Raw genomic sequence first — 20,721 nt, 5'->3', positions numbered from 1 at the left:
TTCATTGATTCTGCCACTCTTCAATAGTTCATCTGTTCTAGCAAAGTTGACATACTCCCGTTGGACGGGTTCCCCGGCTTGAAGCAAGTGGCGTTGGGCACTGCCCACTCCTTTAGGGTTAGGGTGGGCATCGCTACTTTTAACCTGTTAAATTCAACAGCTTATATTATTAATAATGCCGACAATCCATAGAGTACTATTCTGATAAATTCAACAACCAGCAACCTTCCATAGAAGAATTATGTGATGATTTTTCTAGCAATATTATTGATGAGTTAATAACAAAAAATGCATAAAAAAAGGCATCTACAAGAGATGCCTATCATGCAGGAAAACCCCCAAAAGGGTTATCCGTACACCTTCCCAACAATCAGCAACAGTGACTAACTTGAATTAGCCACACTCACAGACGTGAATAACAGTAATTTTATTAACTGCAAATGAGAAATGACTCCAGTGCATACACTGAAAACATGATGTGGTTTATACATCCATATCATTAAGCTGATGCGCTTATAGATTGTAATTTATGCTGCTAAGTCTCTCAGGCTAACCTCATGAGTCAGTTTGCAAAATCAATACCTTATACTGAAAATAGTCTTGAGGCCTAACTTTCTTTAGCTTTCAATCTATGGTCTTGGTCGTAGCGATAGACTAATCCACAAACAGCAGATAACATCAACCATGAAAGCGTATTTAACCGGAAATCGTATAGGGTGACATCAACTGTATTGAATAGTAACCACCCAAACAAAACTACGAGATAACTGAAAAATATTAATTTATCTTCTTGATGTAGAGATTTTGAGTTTCGTAGTAGTTGAATAGATGCAATTAAGATCCAAGCGATTAAACCACAAAATAAAATAGTACTTGGCAGACCAGTTTCAGCAGATAGCATCAAAAACAAGTTGTGGGGATGATTTAAGGAAATCTGCATTTTAGCTTTGTATAGTGCAGTGAAATTCCGTAAGCCCCAACCAGTCCACGGATGTTGCTGAGTTAAAGACCAGGCAAATTCCCATTGGGTTTTGCGCATTAAAGCAACTGGTCTATCGGGATACATGTCATCATTTAACCGCGCCCAAAAGAAAGGTGGAACGAAATGGCGAAAAATCTGGGCGACTGGGGAAGGAGCAAAAGCTGCTAACAGGATACAACTAACGATGCTAGCAACGCCACCTACAAGAATCCGCCAACCTTGGTACAGTGCATAAGCTAAACAGACAAAAATTGCGATCGCCCAGCCATTGCGCGAGTTGGTAAAAATTAAGGCAATAAAATTGAGAATTCCCGTCACAGTTAAAAAGATGAAGGGAACTGATGAATATTGAGTTTTCCTTTTAATCAATTGCCATTGTTCTAGCCCTAGCCCTAAGCCCAAAGTAAAAACTATTACTAGATAAGCAGCTAAGGTATTAGCGTGCATTAATATTGATGACATCCGACCTGGCGGTTCTCCTCCAGGCGCGATGATCCACTGTACTACAATCCACAAAAACGTTAAATTCACACTCCAGCCCAAAAATAACTGTCCCAAGCCCAAAATTGCTATGGGAACGGAAGCAATTACCAAAATCCAAGCCAGTTGTCGCAATTGGGCAGGTTTCTGAATCAGGGCACTCAGTCCGGCAAAAACGATAAAGTACGGTAATAAATTAAATAAACCGACAAAAGCTGGGGTTTTGTCATAGGCAAACCCAGCACTAATAATTAGCAATATACTCAGAACAGCAAATCCCCAATTGAGGGGGCGGTGGATAATTTTGCTCAATTGCCGCACCCAAGTAATTAAGGATGCCAAAACTATTAATACAGCGCCGAAAAAAGGACTCAATGGGAAGAGAACAAGTCCCAATTGAGTCAAATTCCAAGGTAATTGCAAAGCAGGATTGGGATGGTAAACAGCTTGGTTCAAGCTAGCTCCCAACATTCACTACGAGTAAGACGAATTTGCGCTAAGGCAAAGATAGTAGGAATAATCCGACCGTAGTTAGTAGCGATCGCTCTCCAACCCAGATCCGCAAAAAACCAAGCCCACATGACTGGCCCAATAAAGGCAAAGACACTGCGAACTGCCCCATAACGAGCTGCATTTACAGTCATACCCCGTTGTGCCATTTGCAACGCTAAATAGCTTTGAAACTGCGTAGTCGCTGCTGCCGAGCCTTCAATTGCTGCTTGTTTTGCTACTTGATAAGTTGCAAAGTGCATAGCAAATTGGTGGGCAATTTGTTTGAGTACAAGTGGTTGGACAACAGAAGTCACAGCTATGGCACTACCACCTTTAAAAATTAATCCTAAGGGGTCACGTTGCAATAAAATTGGTAGCGGTTGTTTGGCTTCTGATTTGATTAGGTGACGCTGTACCTGTACAGTTAATTTTTGCTTTTCTGTTTCAGGCAATTTTTTCCACACGTGTCCTAATAGATGCAAAAATACTTCTGCTTCTAAATCAACTGTTGCCAACTGACTAGAATAAGGTATTTTTAAATACTTACATACTTGAATTAGCGCTTGTCGATAAGTTACCTGGCTGGTGCGTCCTCGCAATACTGTCATTCCGTCTGCTGCCAAAAAGCGAAAACGATCCTCTAGTGTATCTAACCAAGCCTTACGGTCTTGACTCTGGACTTCGATCGGTTCAGGTGTGTGAACGTAGTCTAAGGGATTAAACTTACGACTAAACAGAATTGCCGTTAAGTCTTGCAATTCTTCTTCAGTTGCTAGCTCTAGAGCCGCCCTCAGTTCATCCAATTTCCCTTCCTCCCTTCCGTGCTGCTTTCTGTACCCTATTCTACTATTAGCTTTCAGCAGTCATTTAGTAACGTTTGTTGCAAGATTTGCATTTCATCAGCAAATTGCCCTGCACCATTCAGTGCTAGGACATGTTACCCCACGTCTGGTCGTTTGAACTGTAGTGACAGGTAGTAATTATTAACTTAGTTGAGAATATTTAACCATTCTTGCAATATTCGTAACTTATCCGCATCTATTACCAAGAAAGAAATTAAGACAAATTACCTGTTTTCACAGGCGATCGCTTTGTGCATCGTACCCTCCTCACAGCAGTTAATGCAAAATGCTTGTCAATCCCTGGTAAGTACAACCTTCATGATGACTCTGCCGATTTAGAAATGGCTTGTGGGCGACTCTTTTCTACTTTTGATCAATTTAGGGAGTTCTACAACTGGAAAAAGCTCTCTATGGATGAGGCGATGTCTACGACGGACTATGCCTACGCGTAATTTTAGATTGATATATCTTTACTAACAGAGATTTTTTCAAATTCAAACAATACTTTTGATAAGAATCCGAGTTTGTTTTTCAATACTTGCCTAATAAAGAGTTGGGTTTCCATTGCCCACCATATCCAGGTATTGGTATTATTTATCATTTAAAATTTCTTGTTACAAAAGTTTGTAATACAAGATAGATAAATTATTTTTTGAAGAAAGTATAAAAAAGAAATGCACTCTCGTTGAAGGTACGATTTTTTCGGGCATAGTTGCCGCTATTGAAATTAACAATCAACAGCGGTATCTACTTTGGGCTAATGTTAACTTTTTCAACTTTTCCCCCGAATGATTTTATCTATGAATAGACTGGTTTTTCAGTATAGTAAATTACTATTTTAGGAATTTGCTAAATGAATGTACAAAACAATAATTTGTTTAGGTTACATAGTTCAAAGAGCAAAATACTTGGGAAAGAAGTGTTTTTAAGTTCAATAAGTAATGTAAAGGGCACTACAGGATTAAGCTTAGTTAAAATTTGACAAGAATTAATTCTAGTTATTGACCAAAAGAATTGATCCCCAAGAACTTATGCTGCGTTTTGTGTATTTTCCTGATACTAAATTGAAAATTTGGAATAATTGGCATTAGAGAGATAAAACATCGGTACTTACGCGCTCTATTGATTGCTGTTTCTAGAATTTATACTAGGTTTAAGTATAACTTTTAACTAATAATAGACAGAAGATAGATGTTGAATAATTGTACCGAGATAAAATTTTTGATTCAGGGTTAGACCATCTCTTAATGTAAATCACTTCTAGCTGGTTCTCTTGAGAAGATTAGCACCTAGAACATTTGTTCTTTTATAAGTTATTGACTGGATAACAAAGGAGATGAAATTTATGAAAACGGTAGTTAATTTAACACAACAATCAGTCCTTGGAGAGATTGAAAGTGTTTTGGATACATATCCATACCAGCCTTATCAACAAGCTTTTGCTATTCCTGACTTGCGTCAAGAATTAATTGCTTTTGTTCTTAGCCGTATTCCTTGCCTTTACTCTACGATCTCTGAAGGGCTTCCCTTGTCCGAAGCAGAAAAAGAAAGCTCGCCAAGCTACAAGCTACCCCGTAGTCCTTTGGAGCAACAACTCCATGTACAAAATTTGATTCATCAAGGCATTTACTCAATCTTTCAAGAGAAGTCAGATTGGATTAGCCATCATCTTTGTGAAAAAGTTCAGCCTGGTTTGGAACCATCTCACTGGTTTGGCTGAACTATAGCTAGGAATGAGGAGTTATTTTAACTCCTCAGCGTTTACTTTTCACTTTTAAAGGATCGTGCCCCCAATTCATTAATGAGTAGCGCCAGCGCGTATTTTCCACATCACCTTCAGGCTGCTGTGCTGAGTGACGATGGATATAGCTGACGACTTTTTTCATATGCGATAACTCATCATCAGTGTAGTCATCTTTTTTCTTGTCTAACATTTCGATGATCCGCTTACCGGATTTATGTCCGATTGATTCATCGTCGTCCTTTTTTTGTCCTACAGATTGAGATTCCTCCGTCTTCAGCCAAGATTCTAGCTCTTTTGGTGTCATGTTGACTGAGGAATAAAATTCATCTATTACTGATTTGACATCTTTACTCATAAAGCCAAACTACTCCTCAATATTTTCAAGAACCTCAGGTTTATGAGCGGCTTCTTTGCCAGTTTTGTCGCTTTTGACTAAGTACTGGGGATTGTCTTTGGAAGCGGCGACATGATGTCCTTTGATATCTGTAGGCGAAGTCAATTTTTTTTCAACCTCACCAGTAGTTTCACCTTGGGCTGTATTCCACTTCACCTTGTCGCCTTTGTTTAACTCTTCAGCCATGATTTGTCCTTGCTGCTGATTTATACCTGCTCATTATGTTGACTGTGGCAGCGTAATTAATCAGTCGAGAGATATAAAAACCGCTATAGCAAGCTAGAGTGTCATTTCTAAGTAAGTCTGCAAGGCTGTAAAAAGATTAAATTGAAAGTGCGGTAAGCGTACTCCTTCGGAGAACCCGTAGGGTAGGCGGGTTTCTCGTCGTAGGGAACCTGGCGTTAGCGCAGCGTTAGCGACAAAGGAGCGTCACCCGAAGGGCGTTGGGCAATGTCCACCATACCCAGGTTTTGGTGGGCATTGCCTAGGATGTTGACTCTGTGCCTTTTTAGGAGTGGAAAATTATGCAAAATATGTGTTGTCATTGCGTAAAGCCTTCTCTACGAGAGGCTGCGCCAACGGCATAGCTTCGCTTAGCGCGTAGCGTCTCGCAGAGAGGAGGAACGACGAAGCAATCGCAAAGATGCTGAGATTGCTTCGCTACCCTTCGGGAACGCTTTCAGCGAACGCTCGCAATGACTAAAGGGAGATTTTGCAGTAGACAAAAAAGTTGCATGAACCAAAAACGGGAAAATTCCATCAAAGTGAACAGCCTAGGCATTGCCCACCCTACACTTAAGATGAGAGTGTACGGAATTTTTTCAAGAATCAAACCAGATTCCTATAAAGGCTGTAAAACAGTTAAGCCAGCCAGATTTATAGGAATTTATATCTCAGGTTATAACACTACAAACGCAGAGAAAAGCTTTTAGATTACTACTAAAAATTAATCAAAGCATTTCAGCGTAAATACAGAATTATTATGCCAAATCGCTGGCTAAAAGAGAGGCTGTGGCGGAACGTGCTAAAGGATGTTATGAGTATTGTCGAAATCAAGCACGGTTGGTTATTCAACTATTGTTAATAACACAGACCATACCCAGAAGTCAAAGCGGCAAGTCAACTCTGGATAAAAACTAAGAAGGATTCCTTGCTGTAGGATCGCGCTATAGAATCATCGTTGTCAATTGTGCTACACCTAGAGTTATTATTTTTTAAATATCAGTTGCACACCTCATCGCTTATTTAGGTAAATTGCATGAAATTTGACAAAGAAAAACGGGTTCCAACAGTGTTACAGCTTAAGGGTTCGGTTATCAAAGCAATTGCTAAACATGTTATATGGTGTGGAATCTTCGGTACTATTGTTTCGATACTTCACTATTTTAAATTTCCGGTTTCGCAACCTATTTTAGGGAGTGTTATTCCCAGTATTGTTTTAGGTTTATTACTTGTTTTCCGCACAAATACAGCATACGAGCGTTTTTGGGAAGGGAGAAAAAGCTGGGGTTCTATAGTTAATACTGTTCGGAATCTGGCGCGACAGATCTGGGTGACTATAGATGAAATATCTCCTGAAGATAGAAAAGATAAAATTACAGCTTTATATCTATTAGTGGCTTTTGCTGTGGCTACTAAATTGCATTTACGGGGGGAACCTGTAAATCATGAGTTAAAAGAATTAATGCCGTCCTCTATGTATCTTGAATTAAAGATAATGAATAATCCACCCATAGAAGTAGCTTTCTGGATTGGAGATTATTTACAACGCCAATATAACCGCAATTGCCTGAATAGCTATCAGTTAATATCTATACAAGAGTTATTGAATAATCTTATAGATAATTTAGGTATTTGCGAGCGCATTTTAAAAACGCCTATGCCCCTTGCTTATGCTATTCATCTTAAGCAACTGTTATTACTGTATTGTCTCTTATTACCTTTTCAGATGGTAGATAGCCTTGAGTGGTGGACAGGTTTAATTACTGCTTTAGTCAGTTTTACTTTATTTGGTATAGAAGCGATTGGCTTAGAAATAGAAAACCCTTTTGGTTATGATGCCAATGACTTACCATTAGATACGATTTGCAAGACAATGAAGCGCAATATCGATGATTTAACCAGCCTAACTCCCAATGTGCGATCGCGCTTTTAAACGACCTGAAAAACAATGCAATTTTCGGCGTTTATAAAGATTAATAATAGAGAAAATTTCTATAAAGCCTTGCAAGTATCCGATTTTAGATCCTAATCTATTGGAAATCGTGCCTGCACGGGCAAAATCTGCCTTTGCGGGTTTAAAAATATATATTTAATGTGTATTAATTGTTATTTTTTTACGTGGCTTTTTATACAGTTACGAAATTCTACTTATTAGGGATATATTGTAGTAAAAGGGTCGGATGAATCTTTATGCTATTAGAGTTAAGACAATTGAGAATTCAACCTGGTCAGCAATTGTTACTTGAGGACGTTAGCTGGCAGCAATTTGAAAATATTTTGGCTGAATTGGGAGAACATCGTGCTGCCAGAATTTCCTATAGTCATGGTTTTTTAGAAATTATGGTTCCCTTGCCCGAACATGAAAAAGCAAAAGAAATTATTGGCGACATGGTAAAAATTTTATTGAATGAACGAAGTATTAATTACGATGCTTTAGGTTCAACAACTATAAAAAGTGAAAAAATGACTCAGGGAGTAGAACCAGATGCCTGTTTTTATATTCAGAATCAAGCTGCAATTATTGGTAAAAATCGCATAAATTTAAGTGTAGATCCACCCCCGGATTTAGCCATAAAAATTGATTTAACTTCCCGCACGCAATTGGAAAATTACCAAATTTTGGGAGTACCAGAACTTTGGCGATATGGAAAACAAGGGTTACAAATTAACGTCTTGCAAGCTGGAAAATATGTAGAGTCAAATTTTAGTTCTATATTTCCCGATCTTCCGATAATTGAACTAGTAAATCAATATGTCCAGCAGAGTCAAGTTGTTGGTAGTAGCCAAGTAATTCAAGCTTTTAGAAATTGGGTGCGGGATAATATTTAATTTGGTTATTTGATGCCTCTACCACAAACAAAGAGTTGGAAATACGAATCGCCCAAAGAAAGGTTGAAGGGTTTGCCCAGTCCGAAGATTTTAGTGTTGGCAACTAGGTGTACTGTTCATAACTGCCTAATTGCAATTTCTAACCCTTCACATACACCTGTAAGAAAATCTAAATTTAAGCTAGTAATAGTATCACTAGGTTTGTGATAATTTGGATTGCGTAAGAATGCCGTATCTGTCACCATAATAGCTGGATAACCTGCATCCCAAAAAGGTGCATGATCGCTTAGTCTAGTTTGCCGAACAATTAAACCTCGATTTGGTACTGGTAGCCACTGGCTAGATATACCAAATTTGCGAATACTCCGGCTCATGCTAATTAAGTCAGGTATTGTCCGCAGATTCCCAATTAAACCAATAAAATCACCGCGATTTGGGTAAAAGCGTTCTAGTGGAGGTGGATAACTTTGGCTACCTGGCGTAGAATCTGTATAACCCAGCATTTCCAAGGACAACATCAAGCGTAATGGCTGCTTTTGCTGGCGCAACAAAGCTGCATAGTCAGCACTACCCAGTAAGCCATATTCTTCCATATCAAAAGCAACCAGGCGTAAGGGATATCTTGCTGGTTCAACAGCAAACTTCCTGGCCAATTCCAATAAAACTGCTACACCTGTAGCATTATCATCAGCTGCTACTGTTCCAGGTACAGCATCATAGTGAGCAGCAATTAAAATTGGTGGCAAATTTCGCTTTTGCTTTCTTGCTTGAGCAGGTAAATTTAGTATGAGATTTTGACAGGTTTTGCTCCCTACCTCAAAGGTGTGGATTTCCACACTTCCCCATTGAGCAAATTGCTGTCGAATATATTCTTGGACAAAAAAATGTCCAGCTGTTGCCATGTAGGGATCGCGTTCTCGCGCTATTTCCCTCAGGTAAGTTTGTAATCGTTCTTTTAAATTCAATTGTTTAAATATAGTCGCAATATCAAAATTTGCAGGCAGAGGGAAACACAGAGCAAGTATGATTAAAGTGCATTTCCCAATTTCAAGATGCGTGAAGTAAATAGCTTGGATAACAAGGGTTGAGGGTGCTTGAACACACCAACCATTGTCAATGTTATCCTAGTCTTGCAACTAGCTTCTTTAGCTAAAATCCCGATCCTTTCTACCTTAATAATGACTATTATACCGTTGAGGGGTTTTCAATCCCAGAGCAAAAAGCTAGAGGCAGTCTCGCCCAATCATAATAAATATAGTAATAGTAAGACACATTTAGGAGAAGAGTAACGCATGGGCAAGGTAGTCGGCATCGACTTGGGTACAACCAACTCAGTAGTCGCCGTAATGGAGGGTGGCAAGCCGGTGGTGATTGCCAATGCAGAAGGAATGCGAACAACCCCCTCCGTTGTGGGCTTTAGCAAAGAAGGCGAAAAAGTCGTAGGCCAAATGGCACGACGACAAACCGTCCTGAATCCCCAAAATACTTTTTTTGCAGTGAAACGCTTTATTGGGCGCAGGTATAGTGAGCTAAGTCCAGAATCGAAGCGTGTACCTTATACTATCCGCAAGGACGAAGTCGGTAATATTAAGATTGCTTGTCCCCGGTTGAATAAGGAATTTGCCGCCGAAGAAGTTTCGGCAATGGTGCTGAAGAAATTGGCAGACGACGCCAGTACCTACTTGGGCGAACCAGTAACAGGGGCAGTGATTACGGTTCCTGCTTATTTTAATGATTCCCAGCGACAAGCCACTCGTGATGCTGGCAGAATTGCTGGTTTAGATGTGTTGCGGATTCTCAATGAACCTACTGCCGCTTCTTTAGCTTACGGATTGGATCGTGGTGATACGGAAACCATCTTAGTATTCGATTTAGGCGGTGGCACCTTTGACGTATCGATTCTAGAAGTAGGTGATGGGGTTTTTGAAGTTAAAGCCACAAGTGGAGATACTCAGCTTGGTGGTAACGATTTTGATAGAAAAATTGTAGATTGGTTAGCAGAACAATTTTTAGAGACAGAAGGGGTAGACTTAAGACGCGATCGCCAAGCTTTACAACGTCTGATGGAAGCTGCGGAAAAAGCCAAAATTGAACTTTCTGCTGTCAGCGTTACCGATATTAACTTGCCCTTTATCACTGCTACTGAGGATGGTCCCAAACATCTGGAAACTCGCATCACTCGTTCGCAATTTGAGGATTTGTGCGGTGATTTGGTAGGACGTTTGCGGACACCAGTCAAACGAGCATTGAAAGATTCTGGACTCTCACCCGCAGACATTGAAGAAGTGGTGTTAGTAGGCGGTTCCACCCGGATTCCAATGGTCAAGCAGTTAGTGCGTGACTTAATTGGCATAGAACCCAATGAAAACGTCAACCCCGATGAAGTAGTAGCAGTAGGCGCAGCAATTCAAGCTGGTATTCTTGCAGGCGAACTTAAAGATGTGCTGCTTTTGGATGTAACGCCCCTATCTGTAGGCTTGGAAACCATTGGGGGCGTAATGAAAAAATTGATTCCCCGAAATACTACCATCCCAGTGCGCCGTTCTGATATTTTCTCTACCTCAGAAAATAACCAGAATACTGTGGAAATCCACGTAGTTCAGGGCGAACGGGAAATGGCAGCCAATAACAAGTCTTTAGGACGTTTTAAGCTGTATGGTATTCCCCCAGCACCAAGAGGAATTCCCCAAATTCAGGTGTCATTTGATATTGATGCGAACGGGATTTTACAGGTAACAGCCCTAGATAGAACCACTGGTAGAGAGCAAAGTATCACAATCCAAGGTGCTTCTACCTTGAGTGAATCGGAAGTGAATCGGATGATTCAAGATGCTCAAAAATATGCTGATATCGATCGCGAACGCAAAGAACGAATAGAAAAGCGCACTCGTGCTGAAGGGTTGATTGGCCAAGCCGAACGCCAACTTAGAGAAGTGGCGTTGGAATTTGGTATGCAGTTCGCCCGCAGCCGTCGCCAACGAATTGACAACATTTCTCGGGAACTGAAGGACGCTTTAAAAGACAACGACGATCGCGGAATTGACCAAGCTTACGCCGATCTACAAGATGCTTTGTATGAGCTAAACCGGGAAGTCCGCCAGTATTATGCTGAGGACGAAGACGACGACTTATTTGGTACTATTCGCGACATCTTCACTGGTGGCGACAAAGAACGGGAACCTGAGCGCGATCTTCCCAAAGATTCATACTGGGGCCGTGATTCCTATGGTAGAGACTCTAACAGGGATTATGGCAGAGACTCTAACAGAGACTATGGCAGAGACTCTACTAGGGATTATGGCAGAGACTCTACTAGGGATTATGGCAGAGACTCTAACAGAGACTATGGCAGGGATTCTACTAGGGATTATGGCAGAGACTCTAACAGAGACTATGGCAGAGATAATCGTTCCTCCTCCTCTGACAATCGGTCTTCTCGCAAACCGCCTCGTCCAAGCTACCAGGATAACTGGGATGACGATGATGACGATTGGTTGTAGTACTCCTGAGCGACCACATGGGTTTAGTAGTCCGGAAAAGCGAGTGAAATTGCTTCAAAATTCGGATTTGGTAATTGGTAATTGGTAATTTGTTATTAGTCAGCAGTATTCAGGAAAATAGCTGACAACTGACAGCACCCGTTACTTATTACCAAAATCTCAAATCTAAAATTTAAAGTTGAATAACTGACTATGCAAAATTTGCAGAATTTTCGCGATTACTACGAAATTTTAGGAGTACCTAAAGAAGCCTCAAGTGAGGAAATTAAAAAGGTTTATCGGCGTTTAGCACGACAGTATCACCCCGACCTCAATCCTGGAAACAAAGCAGCAGAGGAAAAATTTAAAGTTATTGGTGAGGCTTATGAAGTCCTTTCCGATCCAGCCAAGCGGGCACAGTACGACCAGTTTAGCCGTTATTGGAAACAAAAAGGCTTTGCCAATAAATCGACGCCAAAGAGTAAAATTTGGGAGAATCCGGCTAACAACCGTAACAGCACTCAAGAAGTAGATCCCGGCCAATTTGCAGATTTTGAAAGTTTTATTAACCAAGTAATCGGTGTCGGCGTTGGTCGTAAAGACACCAGAAATGGATCAGCTAGCAACACCAATAGCGATCCGTTCCGTACCCCAAAAAGCAGAGTAGAGTACACAGTACCCAAGAGCCAACCACGCCCTACCCGTCGGGATATAGAAGCTAGATTAACCTTACCATTAGAAAAAGCTTATGTGGGTGGTAATGAACGCATTCGTCTTGAAGATGGGCGATCGCTAGAAGTAAGTATGCCTACTGGGATGGTAACAGGTCAAACTATCCGGTTACGTAATCAAGGCATTGGTGGCGGTGACTTATACTTAAAAATTACCGTCGAGCCGCATCATTTGTTTAAGCTAGACGGTTCCAATATTGTTTGCCAGATACCTGTGACCCCCAGTGAGGCTGTCTTGGGAGGACATGTAGAAGCACCAACTCTTGATGGGCCTGTAAAGATGACCATTCCCCCAGGAGTTAGATCTGGTCAAAGATTCCGTTTGGCGAATAAAGGCTACCCCAATGACAGTGGTAAACGTGGCGATCAGTTGGTGGAAATTCAAATAGTTACGCCAAAAACTATTAGTCCCGAAGAACAAGAACTCTACGAAAAAATCCGCCAAATTGAAACTTTTAAACCTCGTGCTGATTTACTGAATTAGGGATTTAGATAATCGCTGGTAATTTTAGAGATGCAACATGAGAGTAAAAATCTGGCAAATAGTCACGATACTCTCTTGGTGTTTAGGTTGCATGAATTTTTAACAGGGCTAACTGAAGCGATACCAGCAAGGAATAATGACTTGGACGCGCAATGGAACTTTGAAATAACAGAACATTTCACACGTCCTTGGTCTGAAAGACGAGGAATTGAGTCAATCGATCGCAACGCTGAAGTTGTACTTGTGAAAGTACCATTGAATGTACTATCTGATGCCCTTGTACATCTGTGCCAGATTTAGTTAGAGTTGATTACTTTAGATTTGGCAATTGATGCTAAAAATTTACCTGTTGGCGTTCAGTACAGAATTATGCCATGCATGAATCGCTTTAATAGTTTTGGGAAGTAAGCAACAATTTTTACGCCACCTCATACATCACAATTTTGGTTTATTGGTTTTATACCGCTTGTAATTTGGCTAATCCAACCAACATATTTTGTTTGCACATTTTCAAATTTAGCTAACTTCAACCAATCATCTACACTCTCTGCGGCATAGGCTTGGGAATAAGGTTCTTTGAAAATTTCGATTAGCCATGCAGCATGACGCAGCCTTTTTTGATTACCATCAAGAACAATCAATTGTCCTCTTGGTTTGAGGAGACGAAAGCATTCTTGCAAAATTAACTGAGAAATTTTAGGTGGCGTTTCATGTAATAAAAAGCAGACTGTAACTAAATCAAAAGCAGCTTCTTCTAAACCAGTGTTCTCAGCTAAACCATGCAACCATTGAATATTCAATCCTGCTTGTTTAGCTTTGTAGTCCGCCACAACTATCATATATGGAGACAAATCTAACCCGATGACTACCGCTTGCCCAAAAGCTTGCTTTAACATCAAAGTTGTGGAACCTGTTCCACAGCCTAAATCGAGAATCCTTTTAGGCTGAGACATAATTGCAGTAATTAACTGCTTGCGAATCCAAGTTTCATTGGGTGGGGAAGCAAAAGCCGTCACCGGATCGTAAGTCATCGCTGCTACAGAATTTAGATAGCCACCTGCAATACCATGAAAATTCTGGCTGCTGTAATAGTTGGGATAAATCAAGTCTGCTTGTCGCCAGACATCGCTTTCTTGCTGCCAATCGATAGTTTCATACCACCGCAGTTTATCATCTCCAATTACTAGGCGCAGCAGCGACTTTAAAAAAAGTTGCCCAATCGGATAATCAATTATTGACACAGCAACCTCACCTGTTTCCCTCACCGTGATATAGCAGTCCCAAATCATTTGTGAGAAACTACTAATGACAAATGACTGTTTATGAAAGTCAATCACAAATTAAATAGGATTGGATACCATGAATTTAAACTATATAAAAGAAAAAATTTCCCCTATTATAAAAGTTATATCTACAGTGCTGATAGCCAGTGCAATTGGCTTGGAATTGTGGAATGTTTATGCAGTAACAAATAATATTCAAGTACCCAGCAGCCTGAATCCTATTTTTTGGATTGAACGCTTTGCTGTTAGCTGCCATTTAATTGAGGCAGTTATAGCAGCTTTTTACGCACCTTCCAGAAAGAAGATGCCAATACAATATGCTACTTATACTTTTTTTGTCGGCACAGTTGGTTTGTTAGAGTTATTTGATAAAAAAGATGAATAGCTGCGTCTTTTATGCAAGCACTAATTAACGTATCGTCTGAGGAAAATATCAGGCGATCGCTCTAGAACTCAGAGGCGCTGATAAAGTAAATAATTAGACGACACATAGTAGACAGCGATAGGTGGGCACTGCCCACCCTACAGTAAATGGCTAGAATTTTTCCTAATTTTAGGTAGTTACTGAACGCTGTTTGGGTTCAGGAATTTGACGCCCTAATCGTTGAGCAATTTCTACCCATTCTTGCATGATAATTTCTATATTTTGCAGTGCTTGTTGATAACTTTCTCCATCAGCAGCACATCCGGGTAATTCTGGAGCTTCGGCAATAAATGCTTGGTCTTCTTGGCTCCAGTAGAGAATTATTTCATAACGAAGATTCATTTTTAATTCCTATCTGGTACTTCAGAATGGCTGCACGCACTAGTTTAACTTGGTAGGCTTTAGCTTTTCCTTTTTTGTGTTGTAGGTTTAATATTTCTGGGATATCTTTTTTGGTGAAGATATAATTTCCGCCACGAATTTGCTCATCAAAGCCTAGTCTGTTTAAGAGTTGCCATAGTTGAGCAAAAGGGATTGCTGTATCAGAAGTCCCCGCTAGGATTTTCGCTAAGATTGGATCTGGTTGACTCACGTGTTTGAGAATGTCTTACTGCATCTATAGTCTCATATTTATTTGAGAGTGTCTTGATGTTTAGATAAATGCAATAGAGCGCTTCTTGCGCATACCCAACGTCGCACGTAGCTATACCTGTTTGCTGAAGATGAGGTTGCTTCATCTAAATTGAACTTAGGATAGGAGAAAAGCAAAGGTAAATTTTATATTTAACGCAACTTAATCACTCTGAAAAAATAAAAATAAGACGGTTTTTTTACTTTCTGATGGCACAGATTAGAGATAAATTTTATTGAACTTCCTTCAGCAATTTCAAACAATACTAATTATCACATGGTATCAATAGTCAACAGTCAATAAGACAAGCGTCAATATTGACCATTGACTTTCTAAAATATATGTTCACTTAATTTGTGCATTTGCATCTTTGCCATCTTTGCCTACTAAGGTAGGAGTAGGATTGGTTTTAGCTTGGGAGGCATTTTTTAAAGCAACCCAGCTACTAGCAATTGGCATTCGCCAACCAGTACCAAAGGCGCGATCGGTGATTTTTAGTCCAGGAGGTGCTTGTCGCCGTTTAAATTCAGCACGTGCAAGCATTTGGATGACTCGGTCTACAATTACTGCATCGTGTCCGGCGGTGACAATTTCGGCGGCTGATTGGTGTTTGTGAATCAGGCGTTCCAAGATGTCATCTAAAACCTCGTAGGGTGGAAGAGAATCTTGATCGACTTGGCCTGGTTTAAGTTCAGCGCTGGGTGCTTTGGTAAGAACATTTTGGGGAATAATTTCGCCCTGGCGATTTAACCAATGGCAAATTGAATAAACACGGGTTTTAGGAACGTCTGCAATTACTGCCAACCCACCATTCATGTCGCCATAAAGGGTACAGTAACCAACTGCCATTTCTGATTTATTGCCGGTAGACAAGAGGAGATAGCCGAATTTGTTGGCGATCGCCATTAATAAATTACCCCGAATCCGGGATTGCAGATTTTCCTCAGCAATGCCAAACTCAGTCCCAGCAAACAACTCAGCTAAACTGCGATCGAAGCATTGCATAGGTTCAGCAATTGGTAAGACAGTAGTTTTAATGCCGAGATTTTCTCCTAATGCCAAAGCATCGCTAATCGAATGTTCAGAACTATAAGGAGAAGGCATCAGAACACCGAAGACATTTTCTTTGCCGAGTGCAGCAACAGCGATCGCAGCTACCAATGAGGAATCTATCCCCCCGCTTAAACCCAGTACTACTTTAGCAAAGCCACACTTATGGGCATAATCGCGCACGCCTAAAACCAAAGCTGACCAGATTTCTTCGTCTTCAGACTGATAGGCAGGTGCTACAGTACCTAACTTAAAATCCCGTTGTTTCTCGTCAAATTCAACTATTACCAAGTCTGCCTCAAAACCACGGGCACGAGATATAATTTCACCTTGACGGCTCAAGGCAAAACTGCAACCATCAAATATGAGGTCGTCATTGCCTCCAATTTGGTTAGCATAGATCATCGCCTGTTGAAAACGCACTGCACTATGCTTCAGCATGAGTTCTCTAAATTGCTGCTTGCCGACAGTGTAAGGTGAGGCAGACAAATTCACAATCAAATCCACACCCAAAATTGCTAAATCAGCGATCGGGTTGACTGCGTAAGTGCGTTTGCCCCAAAATTCCTCATCATTCCATAAGTCTTCGCAAACAGTGACCCCAATATGCAGATCGTCCAAGGTGAAATAGTTCGCTTGTAACCCTGGTTCAAAATAGCGGTATTCGTCAAATACATCATAAGTAGGTAAAAGCCGCTTGTGAAAAACTTGCTTTACCTGTCCGCCTAGCAATAAAGCAATGCTATTAAATAAACCTTTACCACCTGTAGTATTTGCTTTGAGATTTTCTTCTACAGTTCCTACCAAAACAGCCAAATTCGGCGGCAAATCTCTCGCTAATTTTTTCAGGGTAGTACCCATCGTCGCCACAAAACTAGGATTTAGCAATAAATCCCTTGGGGGATAGCCGCACAAAGAAAGTTCTGGTGTTAATAGCAACCGCGCACCACCTGCTACGGCCTGTTGTGCTGCTTGCAGAATTTGTTGGGCATTTCCGGTTAAATCACCAATTTTAGGATTAAGTTGAGCGATCGCAATTTTCATTTTAGTTATTTGTCATTTGTCATTCGTTGAAAGACTTTTGACTCTGGACTTTGCAGTTAAACCGCGTCTACTTTGAAAACCATAGTTTTTTTTAGATCGGGTTTTGCTCCCAAATCCTCAAGTCTTCCCCGTTCCCCGTTCCCTGTTCCCTGTTCCCTTTTGAAAAACTTCAGTTCTCAACTTGGACAAGGTTTAAATAAATACCAAAGGCTTATCCTTAAAAGGGGCAAAAGCTTCGGCGTCAAACTTATACAAACTGGCCGGACGACCAGCACCACGCGATACCTTAATTCCGGTATCGCATAAAAAACCTAACTTGAGTAGACGCGCCCGAAAATTAGAATAATCGGAGAAGTTTTCGCCTAAAACTGTGGTGTATAACTGATATAAATCATTTAAAGTAAACATTTCTGGCAAAACTTCAAAAGCTACCGGGCTATACTCCAATTTATTGCGTAAACGCCTGTGTCCGTAGGCTAAAACTTGATTGTGATCAAAAGCTAATTGAGGTAATTGTTTTACCGGATACCATGCTATGCCAGTGACTCCATCAGCAATTAATTCTGCTTCCTCAAACCGCACTAAGGCGAAGTAGCTGACTGAGAGATAACGCACACCATAACTATCGGTAGCTTCTCGTGGATCGCGATTGGGTCCACCAAAGGTATATAGCTGCTCTAAATAGAGATTTTTCACGCGAATTTTTTCAGCCATGATCCGATAGGCAGCATCTTCTAAAGATTCACCTTGACGAACCAAAGTACCCGGAAGACTCCAACAATTTAAAAATGGTTCCTGCTGTCGCATAACCAAGAGCACGAGCAGTCGATTTTGTGCAGTATCTACAGAAAAAATTACATTATCAACACCAACTTTAAAATCAGCCAAAGGTTGTTGATTTAACGGAGTTGGAAACTTTTTGTGGTTGCGTCCTGGCATTTGTACAAATGCTCTTGATGAATATAGGCAACGATAGATGGAGTTAGAGCTTGAGAATCTCCATGTTCGCGATAGGCTGTCGAGGAAATATCTAGTCCAGTTAAGCTGGCGATCGCCATTTTCCCACCTAGCTTTTGCACTCCCTCTAAACTAGACTCATCTATCGCATATCCCGGTCGCGGTACTACTAATAATTGCACCTGCCGCAACAAATCTTCAACTTGATACCAACGGGGTAGCTGACTCAGTAAATCTGAGCCAATTACCAAGGTATACTCGCTATCCTCTCCCCAACGAACTTTCGCTTTTGCCACTGTTTCTAGCGTTCGGAAGCTACTTAATTCCTGTTCTAAAGCAATATTGTGCCGTGATGTCTGGATATCCGCAATCAACAATCGCAGCATTGCCGCCCGATGTACTAATGCTGTTTGATGGGTTTTAAAAGGATTATCCGCAGCCCAAACTGCCACCCAATCATAACGCTCAGATAACCAACCCAGAATCGCCTGATGCCCAGCTGTTGGCGGATCGGCACTAGTACCAAACAAAGCAATTTTTTTCATCTTACTTTGCATCCTTTGGAGTTTGTTTTTTAGTCTCTTGTGTCAATCCTTGCAGGGCGTTGGAAATTTCTACATTCACTGATACAGGACGATCTAATCGCCTTGTCTGTTGTGGTAGACTGGCGACCGAGGCTGCGGTACGATGTCGAATTGTTGCTAAAGACTCTGGCGGTTGCAGCTGTTGACCTTCCTTCATCACAAGTTGCAATAAAGGTTCTTCGCCTAGAGAAGTTTCTGTGGCTAATCCCAATCTATCTACTTTTATTGTGCCTCCAGCGAACGAGCGAAAAATTTGCTTGCGTCCGGGATAGGTAGCTTTGTCCCGCGATTCTTTCATGACGGGGATACCATCAATTTCTACAAGTTTATAAACACCATTGACAGGCGCACCTGTAACCAGTCGCGTACCTAATCCATAGCCATCAATTTGGGCATCAACGGCTTTGAGTCTGGCAATTTCCCACTCGTCCAAGTCGCCACTAGCGAAAATTGGCACACCAGGAAGCAGCGATCGCACTTGTTTTGACAAGGTAACCAAATCTCCCGAGTCTAACCTGACGCCAGTCAAATGCATTTCCCCGGAATTGACTTTTTGAGCTAACCGATGGGCAGCAGCGATCGTATCGTAAGTATCAATCAACAATGGCGCACCCGGAAAATATCGATGAAACGCGCTAAAAGCTTGTTCTTCACTACCTGCCATTGCTGAAAGTGCCATCACCAAAGCGTGAGCCATCGTACCACTGGGCTTTTGGTTGAGTTGTAGCGCGGCTAACACATTAGAAGTTGAATCCAATCCTCCTGCTAACGCCGCCCGCGCTGCCCACAATGACCCTTGGGGGCTAAATGCCCGTCTTGTACCAAATTCTAAAAGTGTTGCTTGCTCTCCTGCTACATCCCTAATTCTTGCTGCCCTGGTAGCAATTAAGGTTTGATAATTCAGAGTATTTAATAGGTAAGTTTCTACTAGTTGTGCTTGCCAAAGGGGTGCTTCCACCCGCAACAATGGCTGATTTGCAAACACAGCTGTTCCTTCTGGTACTGCCCATACATCTCCAGTAAAACACCCTTCGGCTAGCAATGACCAAAAGCGATCGCTAACTTGACTAAAAATTCCCGTTGCTTGCAAAGCTTCGATCTGAGAGGGACTAAAACGCAATTTTTTCAAATATTCCAAGGCTTGCGCCAGTCCCATCGCAATTAAATAGCCAAAACCCTCTGGTAACTTCCTAGCAAATAATTCAAAGCTGGCCTGTTTTTGTTCTACACCTTCACCTGTATAACAAGCTGCCATCGTTAGTTGGTAAAGGTCAGTCAGCAGGCTGTAATCCTCAGCAGCAAAATTCAATTCCTGATTAAGGTAATTTTGCTGTTGTTGATTGTTTGTATATCTCTCCAAGTCCGGGAAAGTCGTCATGCCGGAGCGTCCTTACAAGATGCTTGTTCTATTTATGGTAACTTTCACCATAAATTATGTCAAGTCTTGGGGAGTTCTGCGATTAATTGGCATAAAAAATCAGATTTATCAGCTGATTAATCTAATTTTCATAATTTATTTAATATTTTTTAATAGTTATAGTCAATAATATAGAAAGTAGCTTGCCAAAAGTATAATGAAATGTAACAATAAATTGTCTGAAAAATTAGCAGCATCTTTGTCAATCAAGGGTTTGAGAAATAGCTAATTTACAATTAGGATTAAACACAAAAGTTTAAACTGCAAAGAAGCTAAAGTATTGCAAACATATCTGAACAACTATTGCAGAGGTTGTTGATATATTTAGGATTTAAGCAAAGGCAGAATATCACAATTAGAGTATAGACATCACCAATTCAAGTGACTCATAAAAAGGGGTCTAAGATTATGGCTATTTCCAGAATCATTGCTAGCGTAACTCAGTTTATTTCTGAAGCTGTAATGCGGATTTTTGGTCCTAATGATGATGCTTATCCTGTGATTGGTGTTCAACCCTTTACAGGCGATCCTTACAGAAAAGGGATGGCAGATTATTGGTAAATAAGAGATTAATTATAAATGAGATATTTTGAAATTATACCAATTTGAAAAAAGAATGCGACAGATGGTAAATCTAAGTATAGGTAGCATT

The 20,721-nt window shown here is 40.8% G+C and carries 20 protein-coding genes; 8 read left to right on the top strand and 12 right to left on the bottom strand.

What is annotated here, in order from left to right; all coding sequences use genetic code 11:
• Positions 1-607: 607 nt before the first annotated feature.
• Both BV372_RS27540 and BV372_RS27535 read right to left on the bottom strand, forming a co-directional pair.
• A complete protein-coding gene (locus BV372_RS27540; RefSeq protein WP_086689667.1) occupies positions 608-1,933 on the bottom strand; it encodes an O-antigen ligase in 1,326 nt (441 codons plus the stop codon).
• Positions 1,915-2,757 (bottom strand): YaaW family protein, encoded by an 843-nt coding sequence (locus BV372_RS27535; RefSeq protein WP_086689666.1) that lies wholly within the window; start codon positions 2,755-2,757, stop codon positions 1,915-1,917. The genes BV372_RS27540 and BV372_RS27535 overlap by 19 nt, the downstream gene beginning before the upstream one ends.
• 1,384 nt (positions 2,758-4,141) lie before the next feature.
• On the opposite strand from BV372_RS27535, the gene BV372_RS27530 reads away from it, so the two are divergent.
• Positions 4,142-4,516: a hypothetical protein gene (locus tag BV372_RS27530; protein WP_086689665.1), complete on the top strand. Its 375-nt coding sequence runs from the start codon at positions 4,142-4,144 to the stop codon at positions 4,514-4,516.
• Between the two features lie 34 nt (positions 4,517-4,550).
• Here the strand turns inward: BV372_RS27530 and BV372_RS27525 are convergent, their stop codons facing one another.
• Together BV372_RS27525 and BV372_RS27520 are read right to left on the bottom strand one after the other, a co-directional pair.
• Complete coding sequence (locus BV372_RS27525) at positions 4,551-4,895, bottom strand: DUF3140 domain-containing protein (protein ID WP_086689664.1); 345 nt, start codon at positions 4,893-4,895, stop codon at positions 4,551-4,553.
• Positions 4,896-4,904: 9 nt separating this feature from the next.
• Positions 4,905-5,120 carry a DUF2945 domain-containing protein gene (locus BV372_RS27520; protein WP_086689663.1) on the bottom strand — a complete coding sequence of 72 codons (216 nt, stop codon included), beginning with the start codon at positions 5,118-5,120 and terminating at the stop codon, positions 4,905-4,907.
• Positions 5,121-6,192: 1,072 nt separating this feature from the next.
• Here BV372_RS27520 and BV372_RS27515 point away from each other — a divergent pair.
• Both BV372_RS27515 and BV372_RS27510 read left to right on the top strand, forming a co-directional pair.
• The gene (locus BV372_RS27515) at positions 6,193-7,089 is read left to right on the top strand and encodes a bestrophin family protein (RefSeq protein WP_086689662.1); all 897 of its coding nucleotides are present in this window, start codon (positions 6,193-6,195) and stop codon (positions 7,087-7,089) included.
• A gap of 257 nt (positions 7,090-7,346) precedes the next feature.
• Positions 7,347-7,985, top strand: coding sequence for a Uma2 family endonuclease (locus BV372_RS27510; RefSeq protein ID WP_086689661.1), 639 nt, complete (start codon positions 7,347-7,349; stop codon positions 7,983-7,985).
• A 116-nt stretch (positions 7,986-8,101) separates the two neighbouring features.
• Here BV372_RS27510 and BV372_RS27505 read toward each other — a convergent pair whose 3' ends face one another.
• Positions 8,102-8,950, bottom strand: coding sequence for a M28 family peptidase (locus BV372_RS27505; protein ID WP_086689660.1), 849 nt, complete (start codon positions 8,948-8,950; stop codon positions 8,102-8,104).
• A 327-nt stretch (positions 8,951-9,277) separates the two neighbouring features.
• Here BV372_RS27505 and dnaK point away from each other — a divergent pair, with 327 nt between their 5' ends.
• The 3 genes from dnaK to BV372_RS27490 all read left to right on the top strand — a co-directional run bounded on the left by dnaK (position 9,278) and on the right by BV372_RS27490 (position 12,979).
• Positions 9,278-11,485 (top strand): molecular chaperone DnaK, encoded by a 2,208-nt coding sequence (gene dnaK / locus BV372_RS27500; RefSeq protein ID WP_086689659.1) that lies wholly within the window; start codon positions 9,278-9,280, stop codon positions 11,483-11,485.
• Positions 11,486-11,677: 192 nt separating this feature from the next.
• Positions 11,678-12,679 (top strand): DnaJ C-terminal domain-containing protein, encoded by a 1,002-nt coding sequence (locus BV372_RS27495; protein WP_086689658.1) that lies wholly within the window; start codon positions 11,678-11,680, stop codon positions 12,677-12,679.
• A gap of 30 nt (positions 12,680-12,709) precedes the next feature.
• Positions 12,710-12,979 (top strand): hypothetical protein, encoded by a 270-nt coding sequence (locus BV372_RS27490; protein ID WP_086689657.1) that lies wholly within the window; start codon positions 12,710-12,712, stop codon positions 12,977-12,979.
• Positions 12,980-13,107: 128 nt separating this feature from the next.
• Here BV372_RS27490 and BV372_RS27485 read toward each other — a convergent pair whose 3' ends face one another.
• Positions 13,108-13,968 carry a class I SAM-dependent methyltransferase gene (locus BV372_RS27485; RefSeq protein WP_179198254.1) on the bottom strand — a complete coding sequence of 287 codons (861 nt, stop codon included), beginning with the start codon at positions 13,966-13,968 and terminating at the stop codon, positions 13,108-13,110.
• Between the two features lie 70 nt (positions 13,969-14,038).
• On the opposite strand from BV372_RS27485, the gene BV372_RS27480 reads away from it, so the two are divergent.
• On the top strand, positions 14,039-14,347 hold the full coding sequence (locus BV372_RS27480) for a hypothetical protein (RefSeq protein ID WP_086689656.1): 309 nt from the start codon (positions 14,039-14,041) through the stop codon (positions 14,345-14,347).
• 168 nt (positions 14,348-14,515) lie between these two features.
• On the opposite strand, the gene BV372_RS27475 is transcribed toward BV372_RS27480, so the two are convergent.
• The 6 genes from BV372_RS27475 to BV372_RS27450 form a co-directional block, all read right to left on the bottom strand.
• On the bottom strand, positions 14,516-14,728 hold the full coding sequence (locus BV372_RS27475; protein WP_086689655.1) for a type II toxin-antitoxin system HicB family antitoxin: 213 nt from the start codon (positions 14,726-14,728) through the stop codon (positions 14,516-14,518).
• Positions 14,712-14,978, bottom strand: coding sequence for a toxin HicA (locus BV372_RS27470; protein WP_086689654.1), 267 nt, complete (start codon positions 14,976-14,978; stop codon positions 14,712-14,714). Before BV372_RS27470 ends, BV372_RS27475 begins: the two co-directional genes overlap by 17 nt.
• A 384-nt stretch (positions 14,979-15,362) precedes the next feature.
• A complete protein-coding gene (locus BV372_RS27465; protein WP_086689653.1) occupies positions 15,363-17,111 on the bottom strand; it encodes an NAD+ synthase in 1,749 nt (582 codons plus the stop codon).
• A gap of 192 nt (positions 17,112-17,303) precedes the next feature.
• Positions 17,304-18,050 carry an NUDIX domain-containing protein gene (locus tag BV372_RS27460; RefSeq protein WP_086689652.1) on the bottom strand — a complete coding sequence of 249 codons (747 nt, stop codon included), beginning with the start codon at positions 18,048-18,050 and terminating at the stop codon, positions 17,304-17,306.
• Positions 18,011-18,613 carry a nicotinate-nucleotide adenylyltransferase gene (locus BV372_RS27455; RefSeq protein WP_086689651.1) on the bottom strand — a complete coding sequence of 201 codons (603 nt, stop codon included), beginning with the start codon at positions 18,611-18,613 and terminating at the stop codon, positions 18,011-18,013. The genes BV372_RS27460 and BV372_RS27455 overlap by 40 nt, the downstream gene beginning before the upstream one ends.
• A 1-nt stretch (position 18,614) precedes the next feature.
• Positions 18,615-20,030 (bottom strand): nicotinate phosphoribosyltransferase, encoded by a 1,416-nt coding sequence (locus tag BV372_RS27450; protein WP_086689650.1) that lies wholly within the window; start codon positions 20,028-20,030, stop codon positions 18,615-18,617.
• Between the two features lie 447 nt (positions 20,031-20,477).
• On the opposite strand from BV372_RS27450, the gene BV372_RS27445 reads away from it, so the two are divergent.
• Positions 20,478-20,630, top strand: coding sequence for a nicotinate phosphoribosyltransferase (locus BV372_RS27445; RefSeq protein WP_086689649.1), 153 nt, complete (start codon positions 20,478-20,480; stop codon positions 20,628-20,630).
• The last annotated feature ends 91 nt before the right edge of the window (positions 20,631-20,721 follow it).

Origin of the sequence: Nostoc sp. T09, from assembly GCF_002154695.1 — a bacterium.
In the GTDB taxonomy this organism is placed as follows: domain Bacteria; phylum Cyanobacteriota; class Cyanobacteriia; order Cyanobacteriales; family Nostocaceae; genus Aulosira.
This window is presented reverse-complemented; position numbering and strand designations above follow the sequence as displayed.

Bases quoted from the DNA above. Each gene is read 5' to 3' on its own strand.
- BV372_RS27520 (WP_086689663.1), bottom strand. From the start codon at position 5,120: ATGGCTGAAGAGTTAAACAAAGGCGACAAGGTGAAGTGGAATACAGCC.
- BV372_RS27490 (WP_086689657.1), top strand. From the start codon at position 12,710: ATGCAACATGAGAGTAAAAATCTGGCAAATAGTCACGATACTCTCTTG.
- BV372_RS27525 (WP_086689664.1), bottom strand. From the start codon at position 4,895: ATGAGTAAAGATGTCAAATCAGTAATAGATGAATTTTATTCCTCAGTC.
- BV372_RS27495 (WP_086689658.1), top strand. From the start codon at position 11,678: ATGCAAAATTTGCAGAATTTTCGCGATTACTACGAAATTTTAGGAGTA.
- BV372_RS27450 (WP_086689650.1), bottom strand. From the start codon at position 20,030: ATGACGACTTTCCCGGACTTGGAGAGATATACAAACAATCAACAACAG.
- dnaK (WP_086689659.1), top strand. From the start codon at position 9,278: ATGGGCAAGGTAGTCGGCATCGACTTGGGTACAACCAACTCAGTAGTC.
- BV372_RS27515 (WP_086689662.1), top strand. From the start codon at position 6,193: ATGAAATTTGACAAAGAAAAACGGGTTCCAACAGTGTTACAGCTTAAG.
- BV372_RS27445 (WP_086689649.1), top strand. From the start codon at position 20,478: ATGGCTATTTCCAGAATCATTGCTAGCGTAACTCAGTTTATTTCTGAA.
- BV372_RS27510 (WP_086689661.1), top strand. From the start codon at position 7,347: ATGCTATTAGAGTTAAGACAATTGAGAATTCAACCTGGTCAGCAATTG.
- BV372_RS27460 (WP_086689652.1), bottom strand. From the start codon at position 18,050: ATGCCAGGACGCAACCACAAAAAGTTTCCAACTCCGTTAAATCAACAA.
- BV372_RS27465 (WP_086689653.1), bottom strand. From the start codon at position 17,111: ATGAAAATTGCGATCGCTCAACTTAATCCTAAAATTGGTGATTTAACC.
- BV372_RS27485 (WP_179198254.1), bottom strand. From the start codon at position 13,968: ATGATTTGGGACTGCTATATCACGGTGAGGGAAACAGGTGAGGTTGCT.
- BV372_RS27455 (WP_086689651.1), bottom strand. From the start codon at position 18,613: ATGAAAAAAATTGCTTTGTTTGGTACTAGTGCCGATCCGCCAACAGCT.
- BV372_RS27540 (WP_086689667.1), bottom strand. From the start codon at position 1,933: ATGTTGGGAGCTAGCTTGAACCAAGCTGTTTACCATCCCAATCCTGCT.
- BV372_RS27480 (WP_086689656.1), top strand. From the start codon at position 14,039: ATGAATTTAAACTATATAAAAGAAAAAATTTCCCCTATTATAAAAGTT.
- BV372_RS27530 (WP_086689665.1), top strand. From the start codon at position 4,142: ATGAAAACGGTAGTTAATTTAACACAACAATCAGTCCTTGGAGAGATT.
- BV372_RS27475 (WP_086689655.1), bottom strand. From the start codon at position 14,728: ATGAATCTTCGTTATGAAATAATTCTCTACTGGAGCCAAGAAGACCAA.